General features: G+C 64.6%; 15 protein-coding genes. 12 read left to right on the top strand and 3 right to left on the bottom strand.

The features are described from left to right. Window positions 1-92: 92 nt before the first annotated feature. The 8 genes from ASE82_RS03285 to ASE82_RS03250 all read left to right on the top strand — a co-directional run bounded on the left by ASE82_RS03285 (window position 93) and on the right by ASE82_RS03250 (window position 7,804). Window positions 93-1,139 (top strand): lytic murein transglycosylase, encoded by a 1,047-nt coding sequence (locus tag ASE82_RS03285; protein WP_056058796.1) that lies wholly within the window; start codon window positions 93-95, stop codon window positions 1,137-1,139. Beyond that, on the top strand, window positions 1,123-1,854 hold the full coding sequence (locus ASE82_RS03280; protein WP_056058794.1) for a septal ring lytic transglycosylase RlpA family protein: 732 nt from the start codon (window positions 1,123-1,125) through the stop codon (window positions 1,852-1,854). Before ASE82_RS03285 ends, ASE82_RS03280 begins: the two co-directional genes overlap by 17 nt. A 26-nt stretch (window positions 1,855-1,880) precedes the next feature. After that, on the top strand, window positions 1,881-3,044 hold the full coding sequence (locus ASE82_RS03275) for a D-alanyl-D-alanine carboxypeptidase family protein (RefSeq protein ID WP_056058791.1): 1,164 nt from the start codon (window positions 1,881-1,883) through the stop codon (window positions 3,042-3,044). Window positions 3,045-3,072: 28 nt separating this feature from the next. Further along, window positions 3,073-4,050 (top strand): AAA family ATPase, encoded by a 978-nt coding sequence (locus tag ASE82_RS03270; protein WP_056058788.1) that lies wholly within the window; start codon window positions 3,073-3,075, stop codon window positions 4,048-4,050. Window positions 4,051-4,129: 79 nt separating this feature from the next. Next, window positions 4,130-5,677 (top strand): methionine--tRNA ligase, encoded by a 1,548-nt coding sequence (gene metG / locus ASE82_RS03265; protein ID WP_056058787.1) that lies wholly within the window; start codon window positions 4,130-4,132, stop codon window positions 5,675-5,677. Further along, window positions 5,677-6,453 carry a TatD family hydrolase gene (locus ASE82_RS03260; RefSeq protein WP_056058784.1) on the top strand — a complete coding sequence of 259 codons (777 nt, stop codon included), beginning with the start codon at window positions 5,677-5,679 and terminating at the stop codon, window positions 6,451-6,453. Before metG ends, ASE82_RS03260 begins: the two co-directional genes overlap by 1 nt. Then, a complete protein-coding gene (locus tag ASE82_RS03255; protein ID WP_056058782.1) occupies window positions 6,450-7,214 on the top strand; it encodes an MBL fold metallo-hydrolase in 765 nt (254 codons plus the stop codon). The genes ASE82_RS03260 and ASE82_RS03255 overlap by 4 nt, the downstream gene beginning before the upstream one ends. Next, the gene (locus ASE82_RS03250; protein WP_056058778.1) at window positions 7,211-7,804 is read left to right on the top strand and encodes a retropepsin-like aspartic protease family protein; all 594 of its coding nucleotides are present in this window, start codon (window positions 7,211-7,213) and stop codon (window positions 7,802-7,804) included. The genes ASE82_RS03255 and ASE82_RS03250 overlap by 4 nt, the downstream gene beginning before the upstream one ends. Before the next feature lie 269 nt (window positions 7,805-8,073). Here the strand turns inward: ASE82_RS03250 and ASE82_RS03245 are convergent, their stop codons facing one another. Next, window positions 8,074-10,746: a M1 family metallopeptidase gene (locus ASE82_RS03245; protein ID WP_056058776.1), complete on the bottom strand. Its 2,673-nt coding sequence runs from the start codon at window positions 10,744-10,746 to the stop codon at window positions 8,074-8,076. Window positions 10,747-10,913: 167 nt separating this feature from the next. On the opposite strand from ASE82_RS03245, the gene ASE82_RS03240 reads away from it, so the two are divergent. From ASE82_RS03240 to mazG, 4 genes are all read left to right on the top strand, one after another. Next, window positions 10,914-14,939 (top strand): Pls/PosA family non-ribosomal peptide synthetase, encoded by a 4,026-nt coding sequence (locus tag ASE82_RS03240; protein WP_056058773.1) that lies wholly within the window; start codon window positions 10,914-10,916, stop codon window positions 14,937-14,939. Further along, window positions 14,936-15,535 carry a 4'-phosphopantetheinyl transferase family protein gene (locus ASE82_RS03235; protein ID WP_056058770.1) on the top strand — a complete coding sequence of 200 codons (600 nt, stop codon included), beginning with the start codon at window positions 14,936-14,938 and terminating at the stop codon, window positions 15,533-15,535. Before ASE82_RS03240 ends, ASE82_RS03235 begins: the two co-directional genes overlap by 4 nt. Continuing rightward, a complete protein-coding gene (locus ASE82_RS03230; protein WP_056058766.1) occupies window positions 15,532-16,050 on the top strand; it encodes a GNAT family N-acetyltransferase in 519 nt (172 codons plus the stop codon). The genes ASE82_RS03235 and ASE82_RS03230 overlap by 4 nt, the downstream gene beginning before the upstream one ends. A gap of 83 nt (window positions 16,051-16,133) precedes the next feature. Then, on the top strand, window positions 16,134-16,868 hold the full coding sequence (mazG, locus tag ASE82_RS03225) for a nucleoside triphosphate pyrophosphohydrolase (RefSeq protein WP_056058764.1): 735 nt from the start codon (window positions 16,134-16,136) through the stop codon (window positions 16,866-16,868). Here mazG and hflX read toward each other — a convergent pair. Further along, window positions 16,849-18,141, bottom strand: coding sequence for a GTPase HflX (gene hflX, locus ASE82_RS03220; protein ID WP_056058761.1), 1,293 nt, complete (start codon window positions 18,139-18,141; stop codon window positions 16,849-16,851). The two genes, mazG and hflX, sit on opposite strands and share 20 nt — an antisense overlap. Further along, window positions 18,138-18,680 carry an RNA chaperone Hfq gene (gene hfq, locus ASE82_RS03215; RefSeq protein ID WP_082441049.1) on the bottom strand — a complete coding sequence of 181 codons (543 nt, stop codon included), beginning with the start codon at window positions 18,678-18,680 and terminating at the stop codon, window positions 18,138-18,140. The genes hflX and hfq overlap by 4 nt, the downstream gene beginning before the upstream one ends. Window positions 18,681-18,725: the final 45 nt, after the last annotated feature.

The raw sequence follows: 18,725 nt of genomic DNA, 5'->3' as shown, positions 1-18,725 counted from the left end.
GCTTCCGCTCGGTGCTATCAAGCGCCTGTGCGTGGCAACCGTGCGACGATGCGAGGTTCCGATCCGCTGGTGTCTGTGGCACATCCTCCGACATGGGTGGGGTAACACGAGCAGCGACTTGGCTGCGCAACGGCGCTTTCGGTGCGATCGCAATGCTGTCCGTTGGCGGACCGGCGGTCGCGCAGGACGACGCAGGGTTTCAGTCGTATATGCGCGAACTGCGTCAGCAGGCGCTGGCCGATGGTGTCAGCGGGCGTACGGCGGATGCGGTCTTTCCGACGATGACGCTCAACCCCCGCGTGATCGAACTCGACCGGGCACAGCCGGGCGCAACGAACTCCAGCGCGATACCCGCCTTCGCGCCGTATCGGACGCAGCATGTCGACGCGGCACGGATCGCTCGCGGTCGCCAAACCTATCAGGCGCAACGCTATCGGCTCCAGCGGATCGAGCAGCAGACCGGCGTTCCGGAATCAGTCATGGTCGCGATCTGGGGCCATGAGACGAACTACGGCAGCTATACCGGCGACTTCGATCTCCTGCGATCGCTCGCGAGCCTTGCCTATGAAGGCCGACGGAGGTCACTGTTCGCGGGCGAGTTCATCGCTGGGTTGAAGATGCTCGACCGCGGCGTGACGCGGTCGCAATTGAAGGGAAGCTGGGCAGGGGCCATGGGCAACCCGCAGTTCCTGCCGTCCATCTACCTGCGGATCGCACGAGACGGGGATGGCGATGGCCGCGCGGACATTTGGAACAGCCCTGCCGATACGCTCGCGTCGATCGGCAACTATTTCGTTGACGCCGGCTGGCGGGCTGGTCAGCCCTGGGGGGTTGCGGTCAACGTGCCCGCCGGGTTCGACCGATCGCAGGTCCGCAACCGCCTCGTCTCGCCGCGCTGCCCGCGCGTGTTCGAACGGCATAGCGGCTGGCGGACGATCGCCGAGTGGCGCGCGTTGGGCGTCAGCGCGCAAAACGGTCGATCGCTGGACGGTTCGGTGATGGCGACATTGCTTGAACCGGATGGCCCCGGCGCGACGGCCTATCTGCTGACCAGCAACTACCGCGTGATCCTCGATTACAATTGTTCGAATTTCTATGCGCTGTCGGTCGGGTTGCTGGCCGATGCGGTCGAGCGCTAGGGCCTTAAGCCTGGCGTTCGCGCTCGCCGCCTGTGGTCACGCGCGCGAAAGCGGTGGCGCGATACTGTCGGCTGGCGGCGGGCTGTACGGCAGCTATCAGGATACCGGTACCGCAAGCTGGTACGGAGACGAATTGTCGGGCAACCGCACGGCATCGGGCGAGGCGTTCGATCCGGATGCGATGACCGCGGCGCATCGCACGCTGCCGCTCGGGTCTTTCGTCGAAGTCACCTCGATCGAGACCGGCCGGTCGATCTTGGTCCGCATCAACGACCGCGGCCCCGGTCGTCGTGACCGGATGATCGACCTGTCCCGTGCCGCGGCGCACATGCTCGGCACCGACCGCCATCAGGTCGCAACCGTCCGTATCCGTGCGATTGTGCCGTCCGTGCGGGACGCTTCACTGCTGCGGGCGGGTAAGGCGGTCGCTCTGCAACCCGCCGCCTATACTCGCGCGATGAGCACCGACACCCTGCCGTCTCGTGCACCGGTGACGCCGGTACCCGGCCGTCGGTATCTGTTGCAGGTCGCGACCTTCTCGAACGAAGCGCGCGCGACCGCATTGGCCAAGCGCCTCGATGCGGACGTGGTCGAAGGCGGTGGCCTGTACCGCGTCCGCATTGGCCCGTTCAAAGATGCCATCAGCCTGCAACGCGCGCGTGACGCAGTCGCCGAGCGCGGCTATGGCGATGCCCAGGTCCTGCCCACGGACTGAGTTCCCTTTTGCTCACGGAATACCCCATGAAGAAGCTGATCGTCGCACCGCTTGCCGCCCTCGCGCTGGCGCATCCGTCCATCGCCGCTGCGCCGCAGTTCCAGACCGCCGCACCGATCGCGTACATGGAAGACCTGTCCTCCGGCGCGGTGTTGTTCTCGCGTGATGCCGACCGCCGCATGCCACCGGCGTCGCTCGCCAAGATGATGACGGTCTATGTCGCGTTCGACATGGTCAAGAAGGGCGAGTTGAAGCTCGACCAGATGATGACCGTGCGCCCCGAGACCTGGGCGAAATGGCATGGCCCGACTGCGGGTTCGACGATGTTCCTGTCGTCCGGTGAGAACGTCAGCGTCGCCAACCTGCTTTACGGTATTGTCACGCTATCGGGTAACGACGCGTGCATCGTGCTTGCCGAAGGGATTTCCGGTTCGGAGCAGGCCTTCACAGAACGGATGAACCGCAAGGCAGCCGAACTCGGCCTCAAGGACAGCCATTTCGGTACCGCGAACGGTTGGCCCGACAATGGCGTCACCTACGTCACTGCACATGACCTTGCCGAACTCGCCGCCGCGACGATCAACAATTATCCAGACCTCTACAAGCAGTTCTACTCGAAGCGCGACTTCACCTGGGGCAAGACGATGGGCGGCAGCGCCATCACCCAGGCAAACCGCGATCCGATCCTTGGTCGTGTCGCCGGTGCCGATGGCTTGAAGACCGGGCATACCGAGGAGGCAGGCTACGGCTTCACCGGCTCGGCCGTGCAAAACGGGCGTCGCCTGGTCATGGTCGTCGCCGGCCTGACAAGCGCGGGGCAGCGCGCAGAAGAATCAGTGCGGTTCATGGAGTGGGGCTTTCGCGCATGGCAGTCGAAGCCGATCGTCGCCAAGGGCAAGAAGGTCGAGACCGCAGCGGTCCAGCTCGGCGATGCCTCGTCGGTCGGTCTCGTCGCGCCAAAGGCGCTGACCGTGACGCTGCCCGCCGGTACCTCGCCGAACCTTACCGCCAAGGTCGTGTACGAGGGCCCGATCAAGGCGCCGATCAAGGCTGGCCAGCACATTGCGGATCTCGTCGTAACGACGTCGGACGGCCTGCAGCAGCGCATGCCGCTCGTCGCAGACAAGGATGTCGCCGTAGCCGGCTTCTTCGGTCGTGCCTGGGCAGGCCTGACCGGGTTCTTCGGATGACGATGCATGTCCCGGACGCGCGACAGGCATGACTGAGATATTCGGCAACGCCGCCGCGCAGTCCGCTTTTCTTGCGGCGATGCGTGGCGGCGCGCTGCATCACGCCTGGCTGCTGACCGGACCGCAAGGCGTCGGCAAGGCGAGTTTCGCGCGGCTGGCGGCGATGCGGATGCTGGCTGACGGCGCCAATCCCGATGCCGCTCCAGCCGGGTTCGACGTGCCGCAGGGCGACCGCACGCGGTCGTTGATCGAGGCGGGGTCCCACCCGGACTACCGTTTGCTCGCGCGTCTTCCAAAGGATCCGGAGAAACCCGATCAGGACCTGGCGCGAAGCATCACCATCGCACAGGTCCGCACGCTCCAGCCGCTGTTCGCGACGACGCCGTCAATGAGTGCACGCCGCGTGGTAGTGATCGATGCGATCGACGATCTCGAACGCGGCGGTGCCAATGCGTTGCTCAAGAACCTCGAGGAACCGCCCGCCGGAACGATCTTCCTGCTCGTCAGCCACGCCCCCGGGCGATTGTTGCCGACGATCCGCTCACGGTGCCGATTGCTGCGGTTCGAAGCACTGGGTCAAGACGAGGTGACGAAGGCGATCCGCGCACTCCGCCCCGAAGCGGATGACGAAGAGGTCGCCGCGCTTGTCCGTGCCAGCGACGGGGCACCGGGCAGGGCGCTACGCTATGCCGGCCTGGACATCGCCGGCATCGACAGCGCGCTTGCCGAGATCGCGCGCGACGGTGACCGTGATAATGGCCGGCGACTGAAATTGGCAAAAGCGCTGGGGAGCAAGACGTCGCAACCGCGATACGAGGCGTTCCTGGACCGCGCGCAAGCCTTTGTTGCGGACCAGGCGCGCACGCGATCCGGACCCGCTTTGCGTACCGCGCTCGATGCCCATGCGGCTGCGCGCGATCTTGCTGGCGCGGCGGTTGGACTTTCGCTGGATGCGCAGGCGACCGTCTTCGAAATGGCCGGGATCGTCGCGTCACTGCGCCAGTAAGCAGCGGAATCGTCCAAGCATACCGGCCGGGCTATAGCGCGGGCTTCACCTGATCGGACCGATGCTCTAGGAGCGCGGCATGGCTGACCCCTTTTATATCACCACCGCGATCCACTATCCCAATGGCCGTCCGCATATCGGCCATGCCTATGAGATGATCGCCGCCGACGCGATCGCCCGGTTCCAGCGTCAAGCGGGACGCGACGTGCTGTTCCAGACCGGTACCGACGAGCATGGTCTGAAGATGGCGCAGGCCGCGCGCGACCGGGGCATTCCGGTACGCGCGTTCGCAGACGAGATGTCGTCGCATTTCAGCGTGATGGCCGATCGTCTTGGCATCTCCTATGACCGTTTCATTCGTACCGTGGACACGGATCACTACGCCGCCAGCCGTGCGATCTGGCAGGCTATGGCGGACTCGGGCGATCTGTATCTCGATCGCTACGAGGGCTGGTATTCGGTTCGCGACGAGGCGTTCTACGATGAATCGGAACTGACCGGGGAGGGCGACGATCGCCGTTCGCCGCAAGGTACGCCGGTCGAATGGACCGCCGAGGAAACGTGGTTCTTTCGTCTGTCGAAATACCAGCAGCCCCTGCTCGATCTCTACGCCGCCAACCCGGACTTTATCCGCCCCGAAAGCCGCCGCAACGAGGTGATGCGCTTCGTCGAGGGTGGTCTGAAGGATCTGTCGGTGTCGCGTACCAGCTTCGACTGGGGCGTGCCGGTACCCGACAGCCCCGGGCACGTCATGTATGTGTGGGTCGACGCGCTGACGAACTACCTGACCGGTATCGGCTATCCCGACATGACGGGCGACAAGGCGAAGTTCTGGCCCGCCGATATCCATCTGATCGGCAAGGATATCGTCCGGTTCCACGCGGTGTACTGGCCCGCGTTCCTGTTGTCCGCGAACATTCCGCTGCCGAAAAGCGTGTTTGGTCACGGCTTCCTGCTCACACGCGGCGAAAAAATGTCCAAGTCAGTCGGCAACGTCGTCGATCCGATGGCGTTGGCGAACGCGTTCGGCGTCGACGCCCTGCGGTATTTCTTCTTGCGGGAGGTTAGCTTCGGTCAGGACGGGAGCTATTCTCCCGAGGCGATCGTGACCCGTGTGAACGCCGAACTGGCGAACAGCTTCGGCAATCTGGCGCAGCGGACTTTGTCGTTCATCGCCAAGAACTTGGAAGGCGTGTTTCCCTCTGTGGGTACGGGCCAGGAGGCGGACGGCATGTTGATCGAGGAGGTCATCGTCGCGTGTGCCGGCTTCAAGGCAGGCTTTACCGATCTGGCCTTGTCGCAGGGTATCGAGGCCTGGATGCGTGGCGTGTTCGCCTGCAACCAGTATATCGACGCGCAGGCGCCCTGGGCACTGCGCAAGACCGATCCCGACCGGATGCACGCCGTCTTGCGCACGCTGGTGCGCGCGATCCGCATGCTGGCGATCGCGATCCTGCCGGTCGTGCCGGACTCCGCCGGTAAAGTGCTCGATCAAATCGGCGCGGTCGAGCGCGATCATGCCGCGATCGACGATGATCGCTGGTACGACCGGGTGGCTGCGTCCGACTTCCGAATTACGCCACCATCCCCCGTCTTCCCCCGTCTCGAACTGCCCGCGGAGGCCTGATGCTCGCCGACAGCCATTGCCACCTCAACTACAAGGGGCTCGTCGAGGATCAGCAAGCCGTACTTGCCCGGGCGCGAGCGCGGGGCGTGACGGCGATGCTCAACATCTCGACCCGTGAGAGCGAGTGGGATGATATCGTCGCGACCGCCGAGCGCGAGCCCGACGTCTGGGCAACCATCGGCATCCATCCGAACGAGGCCGACACCTATCCCGATGTCGATGCTGCCAAGTTGATCGAGCGGGCACGTCATCCTCGCGTGGTAGGATTGGGTGAAAGTGGCCTGGACTATTTCCGCGACACGTCGGATCGCGCCCGCCAGCAAGCGAGCTTTCGCGCACACATAACGGCATCGCGCGAGACCGGGTTGCCGATCGTCGTCCATACCCGCGATGCCGAGGACGATACCGCGGCAATCATGGCCGAGGAAATGGGGAAGGGGGCCTATCCCGGCGTCATCCACTGTTTTACCGCGAGCGGAGCTTTCGCCGACAAGGCATTGGACATGGGCCTTTATATCTCGATATCGGGGATCGTCACCTTCAAGAACGCACGTGATCTGCAAGAGACGGCCGCGCGCTTGCCTATCGAGCGACTTCTGATCGAGACCGACGCACCGTTTCTCGCGCCTGTACCGCATCGTGGCAAGACCGGAGAGCCCGGCTTCGTCGCCGACACGGCGAAATTCCTGGCCGACTTGCGCGGTGAGGATGTCGAGGAATTATCGCGTCGTACGGCCGAGAACTTCCACACGCTGTTCGGCAAGACGCGCGCATGAGGATTACGATCCTCGGATCGGGCACGTCGTCCGGCGTCCCGCGGATCGGCAACGACTGGGGCGACTGCGACCCTGCCGAACCACGCAACCGTCGCACGCGCGCGTCCGCGATGATCGAGCATGATGGTACGCGCATCCTGATCGACACGAGCCCGGACATGCGCGAGCAACTTCTTGCGGCCGACGTCGACCGGGTCGACGCCGTTATCTGGACGCACGATCACGCGGATCACTGCCACGGTATCGACGATCTGCGCCAACTCTACCACGCTGCGGGAACGCCGGTACGTGGCTATGCGCGACCCCACACGCTCGCAGCGCTGGACGCACGTTTCACCTATGCATTCCATGGCCGAGCCGGCTACCCGCCGACGATCGCGGCAGAAACGCTACCCAATCGGCTGACGATAGGCGGGATCGAAGTTCGTGTTACCGATCAACCTCACGGTAACATCCACGCGGCTGGATTGCGGTTCGACGCGGGTGGCACTTCGATCGGATATGCCACCGATTTCAATATCATGACCGACGATATGACCAAGCTTTACGAGGGGCTCGACGTCTGGGTCGTCGATGCGTTGCGACGACGACCGCATCCAACTCATATGGAGTTACCAGCCGTCCTTGGATGGGTCGACCGACTGCGGCCGGGGCGAACCGCGCTCATCCACATGGACCACAGCATGGATTATGCGAGCTTGGTCGCCGAACTTCCGAAGGGTGTCGAGCCTGGTTATGACGGGCTCGTGCTCGACGCATGACCGCAGACCGTGCAGCCCAGTTCGCGCTGTACGCCGTGATGCTGATCCTGCCGCTGTCGGCGCTGGTTGCGCGGCGAAGCGCTGTCAGGCCGATGCTCAAGATGGCGCTGGCATGGATAGGCATCTTCGCCGTCGGTCTCCTGATTGCGAGCCAACGAGATCGACTGTCCGGCGTCATTGCGATGTTCGACGATCAACAGGTTAGCGGAACGGAAACGCGCATACGCATGGCAGACGACGGTCATTTCTGGGCGAACGTGGAGATCAACGGAGTCGGTCGACGCATGCTGATCGATAGCGGCGCCACGACGACGGCACTGTCGATGCAGACCGCCAAGGCGGCGGGCCTCGACCTGACCGAAAGTCCGTTTCCCGTAATTCTGTCAACCGCCAACGGCCAGGTCACCGCACGGTCGGCGACTGCGAAACGCGTAGCCGTCGGAAATATCGTCATGACCGACCTGGGAATCGTGACGTCGCCGGCCTTCGAAGAGACGGACATCCTCGGCATGAACTTCCTGTCGCGGCTGGGTTCGTGGCGGGTCGTTGGAAAGACGCTGATCCTCTCGCCACCACCACCCCATATTTAACATAATGTGTATTATCGATCTGAGTATTGTGTAAGGCGTATTGGTTGATTCCGAGGTGTTCCTCGGCGTCTCGGTAGCCCGAACAGCTTACGTTTGATGAAGACGCCCTACTGGTCACTCATCCCTGGCTCAGCGTACGCGGTTCAACGGTGAACGCTGCAATGACGATGCCATCGATCCGGCACGATACCGTATCGAAGGCATCGTCCGGCATATGAAAAGGCTGAGGCAGAGCCACGCCGCGCTGCCTCAGTCCCCATCTTTGCGCGCTACCTCGCGTTGGCAAGGGCCGCTGCGATCTCCGTGGACTTCGCCTGCCGCAATACACCGCAATGGCGAATGCTCTCCAGCGTACGCTCGTAGTTGAGCAATCCGACGTTAGCCTTGCGGATCGAGGCGCCGACCTTGGCATCGATCCGGTCCGCCTGATCGGCACCGCACTGGACGGCGAGCGCCTGCGGCAGGCGGCTGGTAATGAAGATGCCGTTGCCACCGGCGAGAAGCTTGTCGTAGTTCGTCAGGATCCAGTCGATGCCGAGATCGCGCGTTTCCGCATTGCCGGCGACACCGAAGATCAGCCCGATCCTGTCATAGCTCCGCATCCGTTTATCTTCGAGCGACAGGAGATAATTGGCGGCGTCGGACCGCCCACTGGACGCAGCGGCACCGAGAGCAGCCTGGCGGAAGCCCGGGTCCTCGCTCGATAACGCCTTGTCGACCAGCATCTTAGTAGCAGGCAGACCGCCCTCCTCTGCTACCACGGTCAATGCAGCTCCGAGAAAGCCGGAATCAAGCGCCGCGGTGTCGCCCGCCAGGTATTTTTTTCCCGCCACCTTCAGCGTGTTGCGGACAGCCGGATCGCGCGCATCGTCCGCGACGAGGTTGACCAGTTCGTGGCGTAGGTTCTGCCGGCCTGGATCATCCTTTGCATAGGCGCCCGCGGCTGGGTTGAAACCAAGCGCAGTCAGGCGCGGTGTATAGATCGAGGCCAACAGTACGCGGTAGGCAGGTAACGAAGCGGCCGAGATCAGCCCCCGCGAGCGCAAACCGGCAATTCGCCGGCCGCCGTCGATGCTGGCGGTCGAGTCCGGATTTGCCGCGACCGCACGCGCTTCCGCGAACAGCCATGCGGCTGGCGCCTTACCAGCGCGGAACGCAGCCCACAGACTGTCGGTGGTGGCGAGCGCCTCGCCCGGGGACAACGTGCCCGAAGCCGCGATCAACGCCTGCCAGTCCGCCGGCGCCATGTCGAAACGGTAATAGCCCGCACCACCGACGTTCGGCATTATTAGGCCCGAGGCGGGAGCAGCGATCGACGTCGTGGTCTTGTCGAGCAGCGCGCATTGCTTCGCCGCGCCGACGCGAACGCAGAACGGGATCGTCCAGCTCAACGGAGGCGGAGTCGATCCCAGGAAGGCATAGCGCGACTGGGATGCGACGATGCCGTTACCCTGCCGCCGGACGTCGATGACCGGAACGCCCTGCTGGTCGACGAACGACTTCAGCGCGGACAGCACGCGCGGATCCTTCGCCGCATCCGAGATCGACTGGAAGAACTGCTCGGAGGTCGCATTGCCATATGCGTGACGCTTGAGGTGAAGGCGGACGCCCGCCTTGAACTTCTCGTCCCCGAGATAGTCCGCGATCATCGCGACCACCTGCCCGCCCTTGCCGTAGGTGATGCCGTCGAACGCGGAGTCGATCTGGCCGTTGTCGGTGATCGGCTGGTGGATCGGGCGTCCGACCTCCAGCGCATCGGTGTTCATCGTGCCGAAGCCCTCATCCAGCGCGCCGACGCCGATGTTAAGCTCGGGCCGCCAGGCGTTGCCGATGCGATAGCCCATCCAGTTGGCGAAGCTTTCGTTCAACCAGATGTCGTCCCACCATGCCGGCGTGACGAGGTCGCCGAACCATTGGTGCGAGAGCTCGTGCGCGACGATCATCCCGAACGCCTGCTTGTCGGACGTCGTAGCGCCGGGAGAGAGGAAGATGATGCCGTCGCCATAGGTGTCCGCGCCCGCGTTTTCCATCGCGCCCGGCATGATCGGCGTGCCGATCTGGTCGAGCTTGGGGAATGGGAACGGCTCGCCGAAATATTGCTCGAGCAGGGACACGATGCGTGGCGTCTCCGCCATCACATAGCCCATCTTGTCCTTCTGCGCGTGCGTCGCGACGGCGCCATACGGCATCGGCGTTGGCCGTTCGGGGGTCGCAGGGATCGTACCGGTCTGGTGCACGAAAGGCCCCGTATCGAAGGCGACGAGATAGGTCGGCAGTGGCTTTGTAACCGCGAGCTGGTGCTTCTCCATGCCCCCGGCGACCTTCGTGACGGACACCTTCGGCGCGTTGCCGATCACGACCAGACCTGGATGGGTCGTGACCGACACGGTGAACGGCGTCTTGAAGCCAGGCTCGTCGAACCCGGGAAACGCAGCGCGTGCATCGATGCTTTCGAACTGCGTCCAGCTGTACCAGGCATCGCCGACCTTGACGTGGAACAGGCCGGAGGCGCTGTCTCCGAAACTGCCCGTATAGTCGAACGCCAGCGTCGCCGCGCCGGCAGGCAGCACATTCGCGAAGTCCAGCCGCGCTGTGCCACTCTGATCGACCTGCGTGAAGATCGCCGGGGTCGCCTTGCCACCTATCATCGCGACCGCCTTGCCAATTTTCAGGTCGCGACCGTGAATATACAGGGATTTTGTCGCAGCCTTCAGCGTGACGTCGATCTCGTCATGTCCCGAAAACCGGTCAGCCTCGGACAAAATCGTGAAGTCGAGACGATACGCCTTGGGTATCGCCGCATCGGACAGACGCCCCTTCGGTGCGTTCGCATCGGGGACGATCGCCACCTTGGCGGGCGCTTCCGTCATCGCCTTCGGACTTGCATGCGCGGTCGACGACAGCAGGAGAGCGGTGAAACCGATGAGGCATGAGGCGCGCATGTGAAGATTCCCGACGAAGGTGTAGTAGGGGTGTAAGTCAGCACGGGCAGTGCCGCAAGCCTTGTCTGACCATGCCCTCGATCCGCGCCGGGCGGAAAATTTCGAAGGTTTTCCTGTACGTCGATGACGAGTAGCAAATGGCGTTCGACATCGTCTAAGGCTTGAGTATGCAGCAAGACACGCCGGTAAGCCCTTCCGATACCGCCATTTTAGCAAGGACGGCTTACCCGTCGATCGCCTCCGCCCCTGCGTTGCGTGCCGCAGAGCCTTACGCCCGTGACGAACTGCTGCACGAGATCTTCGACGCCACGCGCGCGATGCACCCCGACGCGACCGCGCTGCGGCTGATCGGTGCGGACGAGGAATTCGACCGAAAGACCGCCTGGACCTATACCGACCTCGCCACGCGCAGCTTAGCGCTCGCGCACCGCCTGCGCGCGATGGGGATCGGCCGCGGCGACCGCGTCGTGCTGTGCCTGCCGCGCGGGCTCGACCAGTATATGGCGATCCTCGGCGTGCTGCGCGCAGGTGCCGCCTATGTGCCGGTCGACTGGGGCTATCCGCAGGACCGCATCGACTTCATCGTCGAGGACAGCGAAGCCGCGCTGACGATCACCGTCGCGAGCCGCGTTGGCAACCTCAAGGGGAAAACGCTCGCGCTCGATGCGGCGTTGGGCGATCTCGCGGCGGAGCCGTCCGAACCGATCGGCCGCGACGTCACGCAAAGCGATCCGCAGGACCTCGCCTACATCATCTACACATCGGGCACGACCGGCCGGCCCAAGGGCGTGATGATCTCGCACGGCAACGCGTGCCACCTAGTCCGCTCGGAAAGCGCGATCCTCGACCTGACCCCGGCCGATGTCGTGTTCGGCGGGTTCAGCCTCGCGTTCGACATGTCGGTCGAGACGATGTGGAGCGCGTTCTTCGTCGGTGCGGTAGTGCTCGTCGCGACCGAGGCGCTGGCGACCAGCGGGCCCGACGTGGCGATCGCGCTGGCCGAGGCGAACACGACGATCTGGCACGTCGTCCCCTCGCTGATCGCGCTGGTCGAGCATCCGGTGCCGACGCTGCGCCTGCTCAACATGGGCGGCGAAGCGTGCCCGGCCGACCTGCCACGCCGCCTCGCGCGGCCGGGTCTCCGCCTGCTCAACACCTACGGCCCGACCGAGACGTCGGTCACCGCGACCTGGACCGAGGTCCTCCCTGGGCAGCGCATCACGATCGGCAAGCCCCTCCCCGGCTACACCGCCTGGGTGGTCGACGAGCATATGCAGCCGGTCCCGGACGGCCAGGAAGGCGAACTCGTCATCGGCGGGCCGGGCGTCGGCGTCGGCTACGTCAACCGCCCCGATCTGACCGCCGAGAAGTTCATCATGACGCCGTTCAATGGGCCTTCCGGTGCTCCCGAACGCATCTACCGGTCGGGCGACCTGGTGAAGCTCGACGCGGCGGGCGACATCGATTTCGTAGGCAGGATCGATACGCAGGTGAAGATCCGCGGCTTCCGCGTCGAACTCGCCGAGATCGAGGCGGTGATCGGCGAATGGCCGGGCGTCGCGCAGACCGTCGTCCAGCTCTTCACCGACGACGATGGCTCCGAATTCCTCGCCGCGTTCCTGATCGCGCGTCCGGCGGAGGAGATCGACATGGTCGGCCTCAAGGCCCGCGTCGCCGAGCGGCTCCCCAATTACATGCGCCCCGCGGGCTACCAGTTGCTGTCGCAAATGCCGACGCTCCCCGCTTCGGGGAAAGTCGACCGCAAGGCGCTGGTCAAGCCCGAGATCACCGTGACATCGGACCGCGAGATGGTCGCGCCCGCCACGCCGATGGAGGAAAGCCTGCAACGTGTCTGGGCCGAGGCGTTCGCGCCGCAGCCGGTATCGGTGCTCGACGACCTGTTCGAGGATCTCGGCGGCCATTCGCTGAAGGCCGCTCGGTTGGTTTCGGCGGCGCGAAAGGTCCGCGGCCTCGAAGGGCTGTCGCTCGAGGACGTCTACGCCGCGCCCACCATTCGCGCGCTGGCGCTGCGGATCGGTGGTGCAACGCCCGTCGCGATCCTCGACGAGACCAGCTTCCACCATATCGCGCCGTGGAAGCGCCGGCTGTGCGTCGCCGCGCAGACGCTCGCGCTGCTGCCGATCTACACGCTGGCGGGCCTCCAATGGTTCTCGCCCTATCTGGCCTACACGCATCTCGCGGGCGACATGCCACGGGTCGACGCGCTGATCCTCAGCGGGCTGTTCTTCACGGTCGTGCCGATCGCGTCGATGTTCCTGTCGATCGCGCTCAAATGGCTGATCGTTGGGCGCTTCAAGGCGGGCGACTACCCGCTCTGGGGCAGCTATTATTTCCGCTGGTGGTTGGTCCGCCGGATCATCGGCGTCACCGCGACGCCGTATCTCGCAGGCACGCCGATGATCCGCGGTTATTACCGGATGATGGGCGCGACGATCGGCAAGCGCGTCCATATCGGCACCGGGATCATCGATACCGCCGACCTGCTCCACGCCGACGACGATTCGATCATCAGCGACCAGTCGGTGCTGTCGACCAGCTCGGTCGAGCGCGGATTGCTCCGCCTCGGCACGGTAAAGCTCGGCAAGGGCGCGTTCGTCGGGTCGATGGCGGTAGTCGGCCGCAACGCCGCGCTCGGCGACGACGCGATGCTCGACGACCTGTCCGCGCTGCCCGCCGATACGACGATCCCCGCCGGCCAGCGCTGGGCCGGTTCGCCCGCTGCGCATGACGGCGATGCGCCCCGCCGCCCGGCCACCCCCGCCCCGCGCAACGCCGGCCCGGCGATCGGCCTGTTCCTGTGCGCGCTGATCCTGCCGCTAGTCGCGATCCTGCCGATCGCACCCGGCCTGATCGCGCTGATCGAGCTCGACTGGGCGACCAGCGGCTATGCCTATGTCGCGGTCGCGCCGCTGCTCGCGGTCACCTATGTCGTGATGATGTGCGTGCTGACGGTGGCGGCCAAGCGCCTGATCCTCGGCCGCGTCGCACCCGCGGTCTATGCGCTGAACAGCGGGTTCTATGTCCGCTACTGGTTCGTCCAGCAGATCAACGACCTCGCGCTGCGCCTGCTCCACCCGATCTTCGCGACGCTGTACGTGGTGCCGTGGTACCGCGCGCTGGGCGTGAAAGTCGGCCGTCGCGCGGAAATCTCGACCGCCAGCGCGATCGTGCCGGATCTGGTCGAGATCGGCGAGGAGAGCTTCATCGCCGATTCGGTGATCTTCGGCGCGGCGCGGATCGGCCACGGCACCATCGAACTCGCGCATACCAAGATCGGCCGCCGCAGCTTTATCGGCAACTCCGCGCTGCTACCGAGCGGGACGCAGATCGGCGACGAGGTGCTCGTCGGCGTCCTCTCGAAGCCGCCGAGCGATCCCGCACTCGCCACCGAGGCGGGCAGCACCTGGTTCGGCTCGCCCGCGATCAAGCTGCCGGTACGGCAGGTCAACACGATGTTCGACGAGGGCGCGCGGTTCAATCCGTCGCGCGCGCTGATCGCCACGCGGCTGTCGATCGAGGCGGTTCGCACCACCTTGTCGCTGACCGCGTTCCTCGTGTTCTTCAGCCTGCTTCTGTCGGTGGTCGGCGACCTCGACGATCTCGACAATGGCGCGCTGGTCGTCGCGGCGACCTTCCCCTTCCTGTACGTCGGCTTCTGCCTCGCCTGCGGGATTTTCGTCCTCGCGCTGAAATGGCTGGTCGTCGGTCGCTACAAGGTCACGACCGCGCCGCTCTGGAGCATTTTCGTCTGGCGCACCGAACTCGTCACCGCGACCTACGAGAACCTGGCGGTCGCCAATTTGCTCGAACCACTCCGCGGCACCCCGTGGATCGGGCTGTACCTGCGGCTAATGGGCGCGCGGATCGGCAAGCGCTGCTACATCGACACCACCGACCTGACCGAGCACGACCTCGTCGACATCGGCGACGACGTCGCGCTCAACGACTTCGCGGGCCTGCAGACGCATCTGTTCGAGGACCGCGTGATGAAGGTCGGCGCGATCCGCGTCGGCGACCGCGCGACGATCGGCTCGCTCGCGATCGTGCTGTACGACGCGGAGATCGGTGCAGATGCGCAGCTCGGCGACCTGTCGGTGGTAATGAAGGGCGAGACCTTGCCCGACGGCACAAGCTGGGACGGGAGCCCGGCGCGGATCGCCGTCGCGACGTGACGCCGATCTGGCACGACGGTCCGCTTGACGCGCTCGTCTGGGACGGGCGGTCGCCAATCGCGTGGAGTGTTGCCGAGACCGGACCGTACGCTGCCGGCCTGCCCGGCGATGCACGCGCGATCCGGCACTGTCTCGCCTCGGCGCTGATCCGAAAACTGGTCAGCGAGTCCGTCGAAGTCCACGTCACACGCAGCCCAGCGGGCGCGCCGATCGTTGCCGCTCCTGAAGGCTGGTATCTCAGCCTCTCCAGCCGTGGCGCACACGCCCTGATCGGCGTTTCGCGCGCACCGATCGCGGTCGACCGCGAAGTCATCGACGACCACCCGCCCCTCTGGGACATGCTCACCAAGACCGAAGCCGACGCGCTCCGTCACCTGCCCGCCCTCGCCCGGCCCCAAGCCTGGCTCCGACGCTGGACGATAAAGGAAGCGCACGCGAAGCTCATAGGCGAACCCCGCCGCATCCGCCCTGAATCGATCGAAACCGTCGTCACCGATCCAACCCACGCAACCGCAGCGTTCGAAGGCACTTCGCGCTGCTGGAGCCGTTCGACCACCGACGCGATCGAAACCGTCGCGCAGTGGAGCCAGCCATGACCAGAATCCTGACCCGCCGCTACGAAGACAAGGACCGCGCCGCTGTCCTCGCGATCTTCGACTCGAACCTCCCCGAGTATTTCGGTGCAGGCGACCGCGAATGGCTGGAAGAGACGCTCGACGAGCCCGACGGCCCGGCATTCGTGGTCGACGTCGACGGCGTCCCCGGCGCGTTCGGCGGCTACGAGATCTGGGAGCATTACAACAAGGCGCTGCTCTTCTGGGGCATGGCCGCGCGCGCCTATCACGGCGCCGGCCTCGGCAAGCTGCTGCTGTTCGAACGCCTGCTCCACGTCGCCACCAGCGCTGAGCCGACCACGCGCTATGTCACCGTCGACACCTCGCCGCGGGTCTCGCCGTTCTTCCAGCATTGCGGCTTCGAGCTGACCAGCGTCTGGCCCGGCGGCTACCGCTCGGGCATGGACATGCACGAACTCCACTTCGACCTCGCGGGGGCGTCGCTCGACGACCTAACGGGCAGACGCGACGCTGCTTTTGCGCGATGTACGGCCTGATACGGTCCAGTCTTCCTCTACCACGCCCTCGATGTTTCGGCGTACGTTCCGGATCGAAAAATCCCGTTCTATAAGGCTTCTCTATGATCGAACGTCTCGTCGCCATCATGGCCCGGTTGCGCGATCCCGTCGAAGGTTGCGACTGGGACCGTGTGCAGACCTGGTCGACGATCGCACCCTACACGATCGAGGAAGCCTATGAGGTCGCCGACGCGATCGAACGGAACGATCCCGGGGACTTAAAGGACGAACTGGGCGACCTGCTACTTCAGGTCGTCTTCCATAGCCGCATTGCCGAGGAAGCCGGCGCCTTCACGCTGGCCGACGTCGTGACCTCGATTGCCGACAAGATGGAACGGCGTCATCCGCATATATTCGGGGACGTGGAACAGTCGCCCGGATGGGAAGCAATCAAGGCGCAGGAGCGTTCGGCCAAATCGGACAGCAGCGCGTTGGCGGGGGTCGCACTTGGCCTTCCGGCACTGTCTCGGGCCGACAAGTTGCAGAAACGCGCAGGGCGGGTGGGCTTCGACTGGCCGGATGCGAGCGGGCCGCTGGCGAAAGTCCACGAGGAAATCGAGGAGGTTCGCGAAGCTCCTTCCGAGAAGCTCGCGGAAGAAGTCGGCGACCTGCTGTTCGCAGTGACCAACTGGGCGCGACATCTCGGAGTAGACGCGGAAAGCGCGTTACGCGCCGGCAATCTGAAGTTCGAGGCGCGGTTCCGGGCGATCGAGGATCTTGGCGGCGATGCGTTCGCCGGCATGACCCTCGATCAGAAAGAGGAACTATGGCAGGTGGTCAAACGTCGCGGCGGATGAACCGGTCGTAATCCGCATCGGAAAGTCGCACGTCATACGTCGTCTCGAGCTCGTCATCGACGCTCCCGAACACTTCGCCATGCGCATGCAGCCAAGCAGCGCCGGCGCCATCGCTGGCATCGAGCGTGATCTGGTAGCGCCGATGCGCCCCCGTCAGCTTTGCCGCGATCTGCTCGATCAGATGCGACACCCCTTCCCCGCTTAGCGCCGATATCGCCACAACGTCGTCGCGCCGCGCCGCTTCGCCGGCAATCTCGTCGTGCGCGTCGGGGTCAAGCAAGTCGAGCTTGTTCCAAACCTCGAACCGCGGCGTATTGTCGTCGACGCCGATCTCGGCCAGCACAGTCTCGACATCGGCACGCTGCGCCTCCGAATCCGGGTGGGCGATATCACGGACATGGACCAGCAGATCGGCGGACACGACCTCTTCCAGAGTCGCTTTGAACGCCGCGACCAATTGAGTCGGAAGGTCCGAAACGAAACCGACGGTGTCCGACAGGATCGCCTTGTCGAGTCCGGGTAGCTGAATCTGACGTAGCGTCGGGTCTAGCGTTGCGAACAACAGATCTTCGGCCATCACGTCGGCACCGGTCACGCGATTGAACAGCGTCGACTTACCTGCATTGGTATAGCCGACCAGCGCAATTACCGGCCACGGCGCACGCTGGCGCCGTTCGCGGTGCAGCCCGCGCGTCCGGCTGACCTGCTCGAGCTCACGCTTCAATCGCGCCATACGGTCACGGATCAAACGACGATCCGCTTCGATCTGGGTCTCGCCCGGACCGCCAAGGAAGCCGAAACCGCCACGCTGACGTTCGAGATGGGTCCAGCTCCGCACGAGCCGGCCAGCCTGGTAATCGAGATGCGCGAGTTCGACCTGCAAGCGCCCCTCGGCGGTCGCGGCGCGTTCGCCGAAGATCTCGAGGATCAGTCCGGTGCGATCGATGACCTTCACCTCGAGCGCTTTTTCCAGGTTGCGCTGCTGGATCGGAGTCAGGCTCGCGTCAAACACGACCAGTCCCGCCTCTTCCATCCGAACCTGAGTGGCCAACAATTCCACCTGCCCGCTTCCGATCAGCATTGCGGGCTTTGGCTGGCGGACACGGTAAGCGATCCGTTCGACCACCTCGACACCGATCGCAGCGGCCAACCCAGCGGTTTCCCCCAACCGGGCATCTACGTCGCGCGCGGCGTCGCCCTGGTCGGGGAGAACGACGATCGCTCGTGTTCCACGGGTGAACTCGTCCCGATCGCGTTCGAAACCACTACTCAATCGTCATCGTCCGTTTCATCCGTGTCAGTGGGCTCTTCGGCAAGGTTCAGCGGGCGGGCCGGCTGGATCGTCGAGACAGCGTGCTTGTAGACGAGTTGTGCCATGCCTTCGCGCTGGAGCAGCATGCAAAACAGGTCGAAGCCTGCGATCTGGCCCTGCAGCATGACCCCGTTGATGAGGAACATCGTCACGCTGTCTTCGGATTTGCGCACCGCGTTGAGGAAGATATCCTGCAACAGCGGATGCTTCTTCTGGTTTTCTCCCACCGCGTCGACGATGGCCGACACGTCCATGGGTCCAGCAGGCATGATCGTCGAGATCGCATGCTTGTAGATCAGTTGCGACTGGCCATCGCGGCGCAGCAGGACGGAAAAATTATCGAACCATGTGACAATGCCCTGGAGCTTTACGCCCTTGACGAGGAACATGGTGACCGGCGTCTTGGAGCGCCGGAGTGCGTTCAGGAACAGATCCTGAAGCGAGCCTGGTTTATCGGCCAATGGGATAACCCTTTGTTTTTGGCGGGACTTTGCCCGCAAGGCGCCGTTTCCCGGCGTCGGAGATGCACCCGGTTACCGGGCGCG

Source organism: Sphingomonas sp. Leaf230 (assembly GCF_001421745.1).
Classification (GTDB): Bacteria; Pseudomonadota; Alphaproteobacteria; order Sphingomonadales; family Sphingomonadaceae; genus Sphingomonas.
Note: the sequence above shows the minus strand (reverse complement) of the source record. Positions and strands in the feature narration are given on the sequence as shown.